This is a genomic window from Spirillospora sp. NPDC000708 (assembly GCF_040299565.1).
Lineage (GTDB): Bacteria > Actinomycetota > Actinomycetes > Streptosporangiales > Streptosporangiaceae > Spirillospora.
Genome location: NZ_JBEPCJ010000054.1, coordinates 23,266 through 35,612 on the forward strand (window position 1 = coordinate 23,266; position 12,347 = coordinate 35,612).

Below are 12,347 nucleotides of genomic sequence, written 5' to 3' on the forward strand. Positions count from 1 at the left end.
GGGGGCGGGCGCGCCGGCGGCGCCGGCGGCCGGCGCGTCCGGGGCGGCGGCCGGCGGCGGGGCCGTCCGGTCGAGGTCGCGGGAGGTCAGGAGACCGCCCCGGCCACGATCGCGGCGACGGCGATGTCGGCGGCGGCGACCACCCAGCCCGCCGGGTGGATGGCCTCGCCGTCGACCAGCGTCGCGCCCAGCCTGCCCGGCGTGATCATGTCGAGGAAGTAGAACGCCACCACCATCAGCACGATGCCGATCGCGCCGTACACGGCGGTGTCGACCAGGCCGTTGCTCAGGTCGTTGTCGCTGGTGACGATCGCGGTGGTGACGATCGCGCCGATGCCGAGGAGCTTCTCGCCGAGCAGCAGGGCGGCGCCCCGGTTGCCCTCGGTCCAGATCTGGTGGCCGAGGCGGCCGGGCGTCGTCACCTCCACCACCAGGTAGCCGATCGCCATCAGCGCGATGCCGACCGCGCCGTAGGCGAAGGTCGCGCCGATGTCATGAGCCATGTCGTTCATCCGTTGCTCCTCATTTGCCCGACCCTGGACCGCCGCCGCGGAAGGACGCGATGCCGTGCTTGTTCCAGCCGCCACTGCCGGGCGCGCTCCAGCGGTGGCCGACATGGGAGTAGTAGCGGTTGTAGCCGCCGGACGGCTTGTCGAGGGTGATGTGGCTGCCGCCGCCGTACGGCGTCACCCCGACGACGAGCTTCGGGTAGCGCAGGAACACCCCGCCGCCGTTGCCGTACGTCGCGAGGTCGTCGACGCGGTCGATCGCCTTGAACTTGCGGTTGATCGCCGACGCGACCGTCCGCGGGGGCTGCGACGACTGGAAGGTGTTGTAGCCGATCTTGCGGTACTTCTTGGCCAGCCACGACGACTGCGAGTCGCCGCAGCCGCCGAGCGCCACGGCCAGCAGGACGGCGGCCGCCCCGCCGGCCGCGGCCCGGTGCGTGCTGTTCATGTAGGTCTCACCAACCGGCTCCGCGTCATCACGATCTCCCGGGTCTGGGGGTAGGCGTGCCAGGTGCGCCAGCCGATCCCGGCCCGCTGTTCGGTGTTCTCCGCGCCCGTCCCGCCGCCGGCGGCCGCGCCGTCCGGGCGCATGTCCAGGGCGTCCAGGCCCGCGCCCTCCAAGTCCGCGCCGTCCAGGGCCGCGCCGTCCAGGGCGAGGGCGGTGACGGCGTACCGCGAACCGGGGAAGGCGCCGGTCAGGGCGTCGCCGCGGTCGGCGAGCCGCGCGCAGATCCCTTCGACGGCCCGGCCGAACGCCGCGTCGTCGGGGTGCACGGCCGTCGTCGCGGTGAACGCGTAGGACCAGCCCGGCAACGTCGTCGCGGCGCTGCCCGGCAGCGGCTCGGCATTGGTCCCCGGCAGGCACGCCACGGTCTCGCTGAGCGGCCCGGCGATCACCTGGTGGGACGCGCCGAGCAGGCGCAGCTGGACGGTCAGCCCCCCGCGCTCCACCGGCAGGACGGCGAGCGCATCCAGCGGCGGCAGGCCGAGCGCGTACGACAGCCCGTCGGCGCGCGCGTCCTGGTAGGGGGTGTCGAGGACGGTCAGCATTCAGCCGCTGCCCGGGTAGATGGTCATGGTGCCGGCGGGCACGCGCTCGCCGAGCCCGGCCTCCCACTGGCCGCCGCCGTACTGCTCGAACGACAGGTAGCGGCCGCCCGGCCCCTCGTAGTCGACGTACTCGACGCGGCCGCGGACGCCGACCCCGGTCGTCCCCTCGCTGGTGTAGTCGGCGGTGCCGTGCTCGTCGCGGCGGTACTCGACGCCCTCGACGGTGACCGTCCGGTCGCCGGGGCGCAGGTCGCCGATCTCGTACTCGGTCCAGAAGACGACCTCGAGGTCCGGGTCCTCCTCCACCGACAGCCACACCTTCTGGCCCTCGATGGTGTCGGCGTCCAGGAGGTGCTCCGACCAGGTGAAGCCGCCCTCGCGCAGCCGCAGCGAGCCGCGCACGAAGTAGCGGGTGCCGAGGTACTCGACCATGTCGCCGGCCTTCAGCGTGCGGGGGTCGCCGGCGACGCTCTGCTCGGGCGCGAACGGGTCGTGCGGCACCGCCGGAGCGGGCGGCGGGGACGACCGGCGCCGGCTCAGCACCACGACGAGCACGACCACCGCGACCACCACCGCCACCGCGGCGACGATCAGCGCTATCGCGAGCACCAGCTCGGGACCACCCACGGACATCCCTCCATCGACGCGCCCGGAAAAGCGGGCGGAGACCTGCGGATCCTACCGATTGTGGCGGTCCACGCCCATACCGCGATCAGACGCAAAGGAGAAAGATCCGGTTTCATGTGGAAAACCCGGATCCGCGAGGGCGGATCCGGGTTCCGGTCGTACGTGGTCTCCGGGCTTGCGGAGGCGGGGTCAGAGGCGGGGTCAGAGGCGGGCGGCGGCCGCGGCGACGCGCTCGTCCGTGGCGGTGAACGCGATGCGGACGTGCCGGGCGCCGGCCGTCCCGTAGAACTCGCCGGGGCCGACGAGGATGCCGAGCGACGCCAGGTGCCCGACGGTCTCCCAGCACGGCTCGTCGCGCGTCGCCCACAGGTACAGCGACGCCTCGGAGTGGTCGATGCGGAACCCGTGCCGCTCGAACGCGGCGCGCAGGCCGGCGCGGCGCCGCGCGTACCGGGCCCGCTGCTCGTCGGCGTGCCCGTCGTCGTCGAACGCCGCGACCATCGCCGCCTGCACCGGCGCCGGGACGATCATCCCCGCGTGCTTGCGGACCTCCAGCAGCCGCTTCACGATCGCGAGGTCGCCGGTGACGAACCCGGCGCGGTAGCCCGCCATGTTCGACCGCTTGGACAGCGAGTTCACCGCGAGCAGGCCCTCGTGGGAGCCGCCGCACACGTCCGGGTGCAGGACCGAGACGGGCGGGCGCTCCTCGTCCCAGCCGAACTCCAGGTAGCACTCGTCGCTGACCACGATCGCGCCGCGCTCGCGCGCCCATGCGACGACCTTGCGCAGGTGCTCGGCGGGCAGCACCTTCCCCGTCGGGTTGGACGGCGAGTTCACCCACACGATCTTCGGCCGGACCGGGCCGAGCTTCAGCAGGCCGTCCGTCGCGACGGGCTCCGCGCCCGCCAGCCGGGCGCCCACGTCGTAGGTCGGGTACGCCAGTTCGGGGAAGACGACCTTGTCGCCGGGGCCGGCGCCGAGCAGCGTCGGCAGCCACGCCACCAGCTCCTTGGTGCCGATGACGGGCAGCACCGCGGCCGGGTCGGCGCCGGTCACGCCCGCGCGGCGCCGCAGCCAGCCCGCGACCGATTCGCGCAGCTCGGGGGTGCCGTAGGTGGCGGGGTAGCCGGGCGCGTCGGACGCCTCGGCGAGCGCCTTGCGGACGGCGTCGGGCGTCGGGTCCACGGGCGTGCCCACGGACAGGTCGACGATGCCGTCCGGATGCTCGGCCGCGCGCTTCTTGTACGGCTCCAGCCGGTCCCACGGAAAGTCCGGCAGCGTGAACAAGACCCAGCCCTCCTCGCCGGGACGCGCGGGCGCCCCGAATCAGCAGGGCCGTGGCCTCCCGCGGAATGCGCGGTAGACCACGGCCCGGATGCGTTGAACCGCAATGACCGTCGCCGGGACGCTCCCCAAAGGTCGCGACCCGCCGCACCGGCCGGTTTCAGCCCGTTATCAGTCGTCCTGGCTCTGCGGGGGCAGCGCCGCGACGATCGGGTGGTCCTTGTCGATCTTGCCCACCTTGGAGGCGCCGCCGGGCGAGCCCAGGTCGTCGAAGAACTCCACGTTCACCTTGTAGAAGTCCTTCCACTGGTCGGGGACGTCGTCCTCGTAGTAGATGGCCTCAACCGGGCAAACCGGCTCGCACGCACCGCAGTCGACGCACTCGTCCGGGTGGATGTAGAGCTGACGCTTCCCTTCGTAGATGCAGTCGACCGGGCACTCCTCGATGCATGCCTTGTCGAGCAGGTCCACGCAGGGCTGCGCAATGACGTAGGTCACGTCAGTGACTCCTCTCGGGTTTCCGGCCCCGCCGCACGTCACGGCTCACCGCAAGCTCGCTGTGAATAGTATGGCCACCACCGCGCAGTCGATTCGACATGGGGGTCCTCACATGTCTGGCCGCTTTGCCGCGCGCCTGGTGGTGTCCATCAGTAGCGCGGACGTGGGTCAGCGGGTCTCGCTGCGCCGTCGTCTGCCAACGGGAGAGTACAGCGACGTGGTCGGCGTACTCGAATCCTGGTCCGACAAGACGCTCCAGGTGCGCCGTCGCAACGGCGAGCTGGTCGAGGTGCCCGAGGAGATCGTGGTCGCGGGCAAGGTCGTCCCGCCCATGCCCCCGCCGAAGCGCCGCGGAGTCTGACGGCGTTCGCGCGGAGGCCGGCGCGACCGGGTCGGAGCGCCCCTCGGGAGCGTCAGTGGCCTTCGGCCTGCTGCTGCCCGGGGCCGGACTTGGACGGCGCGGGCCCGGACTTCGACGGTGCGGGGCCGGCGGGCGAGCCGGGAGGCGGCGGGCTGGCCGTGACGGGCGCCGGGGACGCGGTCTTGGGCGGCAGCAGCTCGGAGTAGGTCTGGCCGGGCTTCAGCTGCCGGTTCTGGAACAGCTCCGACACCGTGACGAACGTGAAGCCGCGCTTCTTCAGCCCCGCGATGACCGCCGGGATCGCCTTCACGCTCGGCTTGTGGATGTCGTGGAACAGGATGATGCCGCCGGCCTGCGGCTCCTTGATCCCGACCCGGGTGTCGCGGGCGGTGTTCAGGTAGCGCCAGTCCTCGGTGTCGACGCTCCACAGGATCAGCGGCATCCCGATGGTCTGCCCGACGCGCTTGTTCGTCGCGCCGTACGGCGGGCGCATGATGGTCGGCTTGATCCCGCCGGACGCCTTGGTGATCGCGTCCTGGGTGCGCTGGATCTGCGTCTTGACGGCGGGCAGCGACATCGCGGTGAGCTGCGGATGGTTCCAGCTGTGGTCGCCGATCTCGTGCCCCTCCATCACCTCGCGGCGCACGGCGGCCGGGAACGCGGCGACGTTCTGCCCGATGAGGAAGAACGTGGCGCGCACGCCCTCCTTCTTCAGCACGTCGAGCAGCCCGTTCGTGTACGGGCCCGGACCGTCGTCGAACGTCAGCGCGACGCACTTGGTCCGGTCGCAGTCGATCTTCCGCTGGGCCGGCGGCTGCTGCAGGTGCGGCGCCGTCCGCGCCTTCTTCCCGGCCGCGACCTGGTGGCCGGCCGTCCGCGCCTGCCGCTTCTCCGCGTGGCCGCATCCCGAGACGAGCAGGAGACCGGCCGCGATGATGGCGAATGTCCTGATCCGCACCACGCACCCCCGTAACGTGTTGCCTCGGGCCGCTTCTTACCCTGCGCCTCACTCGCAACACACGTCACCAAGGTCCGGATTACCAAGATCGTCCTTGGGGCGCGACGGGGGGACGCAGCCCCATGATGCAGCCGGTACCGGCCCCCCGCGCCACCCCCGGTGAGAGAAGTGTCGCCCTCCGGTTCCACCGCCCTCCCCGGCGGCCGTGAACTCCCGCCGCCCCTGCGGGTGATGACGGGTGACCGTGCGGCGTCCCGCACGGACCCACCGCAGAGGACGGAGCCGTATGACCGTCAGTCCACGCGCACCGGCGCCGCCGGACGGCACCACGCCACCGGACACCACCACGCCGCTGGCCGGCTTCACGCCGCCGGAGGACGACGCGCGCCTCATCGAGCGGTCCGGGCGGCACCCCGAGGCGTTCGCGGCCCTGTACGACCGGCACGCGCCCTCCATCCACCGGTACGTCGCGCGCAGGCTCGGCGAGCAGGCCGCCGACGACGTCGTGGCCGAGACGTTCCTGGCCGCGTTCCGCCGCCGCGACCGCTACGACCCGGGGCGCCCCGACGCGCGGCCGTGGCTGTACGGGATCGCGGCGAACCTCATCGGCAAGCACCGCAGGGCGGAGACGCGGATGCTGCGGGCGCTGGCCCGCACCGGCGCCGACCCGGTGACCGACGCCATGGACCGAGTGGACGCGCGGGTGAGCGCGGCGGCCGCCTCCCGGCCGCTCGCCGGCGCGCTGGCCGGCCTGCCGCGGGGCGACCGGGACGTGCTGCTGCTCGTCGCGTGGGCGGACCTGTCCTACGACCAGGTCGCCGAGGCGCTGTCGATCCCCGTCGGGACGGTGCGGTCCCGGCTGCACCGGGCGCGGCGGAAGGTGCGGGAGGCGCTCGGAGGGACCGATCCGACGAACGTGCGGGAAGGGACGGGCGAATGAACGACCTCGAAGAACTGGGCGCGTTCCGCGCGCAGGTGCCCGAGCCGGGGCCCGAGCGGCTGGCGCCCGGCCGCGACCGGCTCGTCCGTGAGGCCCGCAGCCGGCGCCGCGTGCTCGTCCCGGCATGGCGGGCGGGGCTGGCGGCCGGGGTCGCCGCGGCCGCGGCGGCGGCCGTCGCGGCGGTCGCCCTGGACGGCACGGACTCCGCGTCGCCGCCGGTCGCCGCGCGTCCGGTGAGCGCGACGCGGATCCTGGAACGCGCCGCGGAGACCGTCGCGGGCCGCCCCGACCGGCGCCCGGCGCCGCACCAGTGGGTCTACACCAGGACGTATCAGGCGGGCATGGAGGGCGCTCCGTCCGCCATGCGGCACCTGGAGAGCTGGGTCCGCTTCGACGGCCGCGAGACCGCCCGGTACGACGCCGGGCCGGGCAGGAAGCCGCGGCTGGTCGTCTCGCGGACGGTCCGGGACGGCGACGCCGAGGAGCGCTCGCCCGCGCAGTGGTACGACTACCTGCGCGCGCTGCCGGACGACCCGGCCGCGCTGCTGGCGAAAATCGACCAGCGCGCTGCGTCCTACAACGCCGAGAACGGCGGGCGGCTCTACACCGGCGAGGACGGCCGGGACCAGTGGGTGTTCGGCCGGCTCGCGGACTTCCTCGGGCAGGGGCCGTCCACGCCGGACTCGCGGCGCGCCGCCGTCTTCCGTGCGCTGGCCCGCATCCCAGGCGTGCAGGTGAAGGAGGGGACGAGGGACGCGCTCGGACGTCCCGGCACCACCGTCTCCCGTACCGGCCGGGATGGGGAGCGGCTGGAGTTCGTGCTGGCCCTCGGGACGTACGACTACCTCGGGCGGCGGATCGTCCAGGCCGAGGAGCAGCGCCTTCCGAAGCTCCCCGGAAAGCGGGGCGGCCCCGAGATCATCCGTGCCGGAACCGTCATGAACGAGCAGGCGGTCGAGGTGTCCGCGATCGTCGACGGCGCGGGGCGGCGGCCCTGACGCGCGGCGCGCCGCCCTCGCGGACCGCGGACGGCAGGCGGGGGCGGCGCGCAGGGCGGTGCTAGCGGACGGGCCAGTCGGGGACGTTCGCCGGCAGGTCCTTGCTGACGCGCATGGGGAACGCGGCGGGACGCTTCTCCAGGAACGAGGTGACGCCCTCGACGGCGTCGGCGCCCCCGCCCAGCTCGGCCATCAGGCGGGAGTCGGCGGCGTGCGCGTCCCAGGGGGACGGCGCCGACAGGCCCGACCACATGAGGCGCCGGATCGTCGCCACGGACACCGCCGAGGTGTTGTCGGCGATCTCGCGGGCGAGCGCGTATGCGGCCGGGAGCAGCTCGTCCGGCGCGTACACGCGGGACACGAGGCGGCCGTCCAGGGCCTCCCGCGCGTCGAACACGCGGCCGGTCGCGGCCCACTCCATCGCCTGCGCGATGCCGACCAGGCGCGGCAGGAACCAGCTCGACGCGGCCTCGGTGACGATGCCCCGCCGCGCGAACACGAACCCGAACTTGGCCCTTTCGCTGGCCAGCCGGACGTCCATCGGCAGCGTCATCGTGACGCCGACGCCGACCGCGGCGCCGTTGAACGCGCCGATGACCGGCTTGAGGCAGCGGGCGATGCGCAGCGCGACCGTGCCGCCGCCGTCGCGCGGGGTGCCGTCCTCCAGCACGTCGTCCTCGCCGGCGAACATGTCCTTCGACTTCTCCTTGTCGAAGGTGCCACCGCCGCCGGTGAGGTCGGCGCCCGCGCAGAACGCCCGGCCCGCGCCCGTCACCACGACGGCGCGGACGTCGTCGTCGGCGTCGATGCGGTCGAAGACGTCGAGCATCTCGTTGCGCATCGTGAAGGTGTAGGCGTTCATCTTGTCGGGGCGGTTCAGGGTGACCGTGGCGATCCCGTCCTGAACCTCGTACTCGATCTCGGCGTAGGCCACGTGCGTCCCCTTCTCGCGCCGGCGGATTTCCGAATGCGATTCTAGGAAGTCCGGCGGGGGCGCGTCAGACCCGGGCGGCCGGGAACATGCGCAGGACCACGTCGCGGCGCCACTCGTCCAGGCCGCCCTCATGACCGGCGGGCGGCAGCAGCGTGACCGCGCCGTCCTCCTCCGGCCGCAGCCGGACCGTCACGTCCGGCGCGAGCACCAGCTCCGCCGGACGGCCGCCGGAGGCGGCGAGCACGCGCGCCGCCTCGCCGAGGACGCGCGCCCAGCCCTGCCCGAGGTAGGGCGGCAGGCCGTCCGCGCGCAGCTCCGGCAGCCCGCGCTCGCCGAGCCCGGCGGTGCGCAGGGCGAGGCCGTCCGGCCGCTCGGCGCCGACGATCCGCACGACATCGGGCTTCTCCATGGCCCGGACGATACGGGACGGGCGCTCGTGACGCGGGTCACCCGGAGGGCCTGAGCGGGGGGAACCGCGCACCCGCCGATCACATGTCCGATAAATTACGACAGTGAATTGGGCCGTGACGTACGACTCCGCCTTCGGGTACGTCTCCGCGCACGGCGCGCCCCTGGTCGACCTGCTCGACCCGCAGCCAGGCGAACGGATCATCGACCTCGGCTGCGGCACCGGCGCGTTCAGCGCGGAGATCGCCGCCCGGGGGGCCGAGGTGCTGGGCATCGACGGGAACCCCGACATGGTCGCCCAGGCCAGCGCGCTGAACCCGGGCATCTCCTTCATGCTGGGCGACGCGCACACCTTCACCATCACCGACGCCTGCGACGCCGTCGCCTCCAACGCCGCGCTGCACTGGATGACCCGCGACCCCGACGCGGTGATCGCGCAGGTGCACGCGGCGCTGCGGCCCGGCGGCCGGTTCGTCGGCGAGCTCGGCGGCGAGGGCAACTGCGCCGAGCTGGTCGCCGCCATGCAGACCGCCTGGCGCGTCTTCGGCCTCGGCGAGCCCGAGCTGCCCTGGTACTTCCCGAGCCCGGCCGAGTACGCGACGAAGCTGGAGGAGGCCGGCTTCACGCTGCGGCTGCTGGAGCACGCCGAGCGGCCGAGCCAGATGACCGAGGGGCCGAACGGCGCCGCCGACTGGGTCCGCGCCTACGCCGCCGGGGCCCTCGCCGACGTCCCGCCGGAGCTGGTCGAGCCGCTGCTCAGCCGGGTGAACGACCTGGCCGCGCCGGCGCTGCGCCGCGAGTCGGGCTGGGTCGCCGACTACGTGCGGCTGCGGTTCGCGGCCGTCCGCAAGCCGGACGCCCCGCCGATGCCCGAGCCTCCGCCCGTCCCGCCGAACCCGTCGGCCGCCTCCGCGCCCGAGCCCGCGCCGCCCGCTCCCGGGCCTGCGCCAGGGCCGGTGCCGGGGTCCGCGGCAGGGCCGGTGCCGGGGGCCGCGCCCGCCCCTGCGGGGGCGCCGGACGGGTCCGCCCGCTGACCGGCGGCCCGGCCGACCGGGGGCCGGAAGGCGGGCGGTTCGGGCGGGTTGCTTAGGGTTGGGGGCATGCGCCTCTACGACCATCGCACCGGGCAGGCCGAAGAGGTCCCGCCGGGGCGGGTCCTGCGCGTCCAGGTCCTCGAAGGGGCCGGGCACCGTGCCCTCGTGGTCGCCGACCTGCTGCGGCGGGTCGCCGAACGCGCCGGGCGCGGGGTCCCGGTGGCGTGCTCGCCGGACCTGTCCGTCCACGACCGCGACTGGACGGACTACAACATCGCGCCGTTCGAGCTCCTCAGCTGGGACGCGCCGCCGCCGGAGGCCGACCTCTACATCGCCTCCTCGACGAACGTCGACGTCGCCGGGCACTGGGTGCTCGTCCCGCACGAGACCGGCGACTGGTACTCGGTCATGGCGAACGCGTCCATGGACCCCCTCGCGGCGCGGCTGGCGATGCTGGAGGCGCCGTACCGCGACCCGCTCGTACTGACGGCGACCCGGTTCATGACCGCCGCCGCGCGGCTGGACGCGTGGCGGAACCTCGTCGCGGGGTGGGCGCGCAGCCCGGGGCGCCCGATGGACCGCGACTACGCCCGCAAGGCGGAGCGCGCGCTCGGCAACGACCTGGACAGCCCGGCCGCACTGGCCGTCCTCGACGAGATCGCCGCGGACCCGGACGTCCCGCCGGGCGCGAAGCTGGAGACGTTCATCCACCTCGACCTGACGCTGGCCCTGGGCCTGGTCTCCGCCATCGGCGCCGCTTAGCCGAGCCGTACACCGGCACCGCCGCACACCCGCACCGCCCTCAGTCGTGCACCTCCAGGAGGGTGCCGTCGGCGAGGAGGTAGGCGATCGAGCGTTCGAACACGTACGCCGTCCCGCCACCGGGCTGCTCGAACCACGGCACCGCGGTTCCGGTGAGGGCCTGCAAGGGGCGCAGTAGCCGGTACACGTGGTACTCGCGTTCCTGCCAGTCTGCGGGCAGCGAGCGTTGGGGAAACGGTGTGCGCGCGGCGTAGGCGGTGTTCCCGCCGTGGCCTCCGTAGCGGTCCACCTCGGTTCCTGCGGGAAGCTCGGTGATCTGACGGTCGCGCAGGAGAGAGAGCGGCGGCTCCCCCTTCAACGGCTGGATCTTCGGGATCTCGATGGTCTGCTGCTGCGGCACCACCATGAGCAGGCTGCCGAGGAGATACGCGGCGGCCTGTTCCCCGTCGTCGAAAGCGGCCTGCCGGGTCCTTTCACCATGGTCGAGGTGGAAGACCGTCCAGCCCGCCTTCTCCTGGACGAGGCACCACGCCCCGTCCTCCTCGCCGCGGAGCCGGTAGCGCGCACGATCGACCTGCAGGGCGTCCAGACGGTTCTGGAGGAGGGCGAGCCACTGCTCCGGCTCGGGCTCCGTCCGGATGCCGCGCGGCGCGGTGCGCCCCATCGCGGCGGCGCTCGCCGCGTCCATCGCGTCGTCGCCGACGGCCGGGACCGCGAACCGGCGCGCGCGGATGTGCGCGACCAGGTCCGGCTCCGGCGGGACGCCGTGCTCGCGCAGGTAGTAGCCGACCGCCCCCGACCACACCCACGCGCCGTCGGTGTGGAAGGTGAGCGGGACGCGCTCGCCGCGCGACGGATCGAGCAGGTCGGGGGCGCTCGACCGGGCCGCCATGACGGTCGGCGCGTCCTCCAGGTACCGGACGACGCGCTCGGCCTCCTCCGGCGGGACGGGCGGGCGCGACACCTCGGGCGGGCCGCCGTCCTTCCCGGCCCGGTCGAACACGCGGGCCTTCCGCACCGGGCTCTCGAACCGCGTCGGCTGCGGGGGCGCGACCGGCGCGGGGCCCAGGCGCCGCGTCATCCACTCCGGGACGTCCCGGCGCGGGAGCCGCTCCAGCTCGCGCCGGACGTCGTCCGCGGACGGCTCGGAAGCCCAGCGGGGCTCCTCGTCATAGGTGAAGCTCGCGCGGCACCGCACGTCGCCGTCCCCGTACACGACCTCGACGTCGATCCGGGACCACGTGGCGCCCTGGAACGCGTGCGTCCCGGCGCGCAGCCGGTCGAGCAGCCCGGCCGCGGCGCCGGGCGGCGCCCAGGACGCGGTCGTCCCGTCCGCCTTCCGCACCGTCATCGGCGGGAACTCCACATGCCCGCCGACCGCCTGGTAGTGGCCGGAGATCCGCTCCCAGAACGGCGGCGCGTGGTCGGCGACCAGCACCGTGAACGGGCCCGCCAGCAGCTCCGTCTGCTCGACCGGGTCCAGCGGCGCCGGGACGGGCCGCTCGGCGGGCTCGGCCGGTTCCCGGCCCTCCAGCCGGTCGCGCAGCCAGCCCGGGACGTTCGCGCCGTCGCGCGGCATCACGATCTGGTCGCGCCGCCACGCCTCCACGGGCGCGGGCGGGTCCCACCCCGGGTCGAACGCGTCGTTGTAGAGGAACAGCGACGCGGCGGGCTCGACGATCGCCAGCATCGAGAACCAGGTGCCCTGCTCCGACAGGTAGTGCGCGCGCCGCAGCTCCACCAGCAGGGCCGACAGCTCGTCCGGGACGACCTCGGCGGGCACCACCGCGTTCTCGCCGGTCAGCATCGTCAGGGTCACGTCGCTCGCCACCACGGTCGCCGCGCACCGCAGGTCGATGCGGCGCCAGCGCGGCGGCGCGGTCTGCCGCGCGAACCGGACGATCCGCTCCTCGATCTCCGCGATCCGCTCGCTCTGCCCCGTCACCCGCGCGTCCCCTCATGTGATCCCGATGGAACCTGAGCG

The 12,347-nt window shown here is 74.1% G+C and carries 15 protein-coding genes; 5 read left to right on the forward strand and 10 right to left on the reverse strand.

Going from position 1 to position 12,347, the window contains the following annotated elements:
* Positions 1-86: 86 nt before the first annotated feature.
* From ABT299_RS31875 to fdxA, 6 genes are all read right to left on the reverse strand, one after another.
* Positions 87-512, reverse strand: a complete 426-nt coding sequence (locus ABT299_RS31875; RefSeq protein WP_387022304.1) for a DUF350 domain-containing protein — start codon at positions 510-512, stop codon at positions 87-89.
* Positions 513-522: 10 nt separating this feature from the next.
* Positions 523-957 carry a DUF4247 domain-containing protein gene (locus ABT299_RS31880; protein WP_500253005.1) on the reverse strand — a complete coding sequence of 145 codons (435 nt, stop codon included), beginning with the start codon at positions 955-957 and terminating at the stop codon, positions 523-525.
* Positions 954-1,559, reverse strand: a complete 606-nt coding sequence (locus ABT299_RS31885; protein ID WP_500253006.1) for a DUF2617 family protein — start codon at positions 1,557-1,559, stop codon at positions 954-956. The genes ABT299_RS31880 and ABT299_RS31885 overlap by 4 nt, the downstream gene beginning before the upstream one ends.
* Positions 1,560-2,132 carry a DUF4178 domain-containing protein gene (locus ABT299_RS31890; protein WP_387023231.1) on the reverse strand — a complete coding sequence of 191 codons (573 nt, stop codon included), beginning with the start codon at positions 2,130-2,132 and terminating at the stop codon, positions 1,560-1,562.
* A gap of 255 nt (positions 2,133-2,387) precedes the next feature.
* On the reverse strand, positions 2,388-3,473 hold the full coding sequence (gene dapC / locus ABT299_RS31895; RefSeq protein WP_190860951.1) for a succinyldiaminopimelate transaminase: 1,086 nt from the start codon (positions 3,471-3,473) through the stop codon (positions 2,388-2,390).
* 168 nt (positions 3,474-3,641) lie between these two features.
* Entirely contained in the window at positions 3,642-3,968 is a 327-nt protein-coding gene (gene fdxA, locus ABT299_RS31900) for a ferredoxin (protein ID WP_190860953.1), read from the reverse strand.
* Positions 3,969-4,080: 112 nt separating this feature from the next.
* On the opposite strand from fdxA, the gene ABT299_RS31905 reads away from it, so the two are divergent.
* Positions 4,081-4,329: a putative acetyltransferase gene (locus ABT299_RS31905; protein ID WP_190860955.1), complete on the forward strand. Its 249-nt coding sequence runs from the start codon at positions 4,081-4,083 to the stop codon at positions 4,327-4,329.
* A gap of 52 nt (positions 4,330-4,381) precedes the next feature.
* Here ABT299_RS31905 and ABT299_RS31910 read toward each other — a convergent pair whose 3' ends face one another.
* Entirely contained in the window at positions 4,382-5,287 is a 906-nt protein-coding gene (locus ABT299_RS31910) for a polysaccharide deacetylase family protein (RefSeq protein WP_500253007.1), read from the reverse strand.
* A gap of 286 nt (positions 5,288-5,573) precedes the next feature.
* Between ABT299_RS31910 and ABT299_RS31915 the strand changes: the two genes are divergently transcribed.
* Both ABT299_RS31915 and ABT299_RS31920 read left to right on the forward strand, forming a co-directional pair.
* Entirely contained in the window at positions 5,574-6,227 is a 654-nt protein-coding gene (locus ABT299_RS31915; protein ID WP_500253008.1) for an RNA polymerase sigma factor, read from the forward strand.
* Positions 6,224-7,225 carry a CU044_5270 family protein gene (locus ABT299_RS31920; protein ID WP_500253009.1) on the forward strand — a complete coding sequence of 334 codons (1,002 nt, stop codon included), beginning with the start codon at positions 6,224-6,226 and terminating at the stop codon, positions 7,223-7,225. Before ABT299_RS31915 ends, ABT299_RS31920 begins: the two co-directional genes overlap by 4 nt.
* 61 nt (positions 7,226-7,286) lie before the next feature.
* Here ABT299_RS31920 and ABT299_RS31925 read toward each other — a convergent pair whose 3' ends face one another.
* Complete coding sequence (locus ABT299_RS31925; protein WP_500253010.1) at positions 7,287-8,159, reverse strand: crotonase/enoyl-CoA hydratase family protein; 873 nt, start codon at positions 8,157-8,159, stop codon at positions 7,287-7,289.
* A gap of 64 nt (positions 8,160-8,223) precedes the next feature.
* Positions 8,224-8,568, reverse strand: a complete 345-nt coding sequence (locus ABT299_RS31930; RefSeq protein WP_500253011.1) for a hypothetical protein — start codon at positions 8,566-8,568, stop codon at positions 8,224-8,226.
* Positions 8,569-8,671: 103 nt separating this feature from the next.
* Here ABT299_RS31930 and ABT299_RS31935 point away from each other — a divergent pair, with 103 nt between their 5' ends.
* Both ABT299_RS31935 and ABT299_RS31940 read left to right on the forward strand, forming a co-directional pair.
* Complete coding sequence (locus tag ABT299_RS31935; protein ID WP_500253012.1) at positions 8,672-9,601, forward strand: class I SAM-dependent methyltransferase; 930 nt, start codon at positions 8,672-8,674, stop codon at positions 9,599-9,601.
* A 66-nt stretch (positions 9,602-9,667) separates the two neighbouring features.
* Entirely contained in the window at positions 9,668-10,363 is a 696-nt protein-coding gene (locus tag ABT299_RS31940) for a hypothetical protein (protein ID WP_190860968.1), read from the forward strand.
* A gap of 40 nt (positions 10,364-10,403) precedes the next feature.
* Here the strand turns inward: ABT299_RS31940 and ABT299_RS31945 are convergent, their stop codons facing one another.
* A complete protein-coding gene (locus tag ABT299_RS31945; protein ID WP_500253013.1) occupies positions 10,404-12,308 on the reverse strand; it encodes a glycohydrolase toxin TNT-related protein in 1,905 nt (634 codons plus the stop codon).
* Between the last annotated feature and the right edge of the window lie 39 nt (positions 12,309-12,347).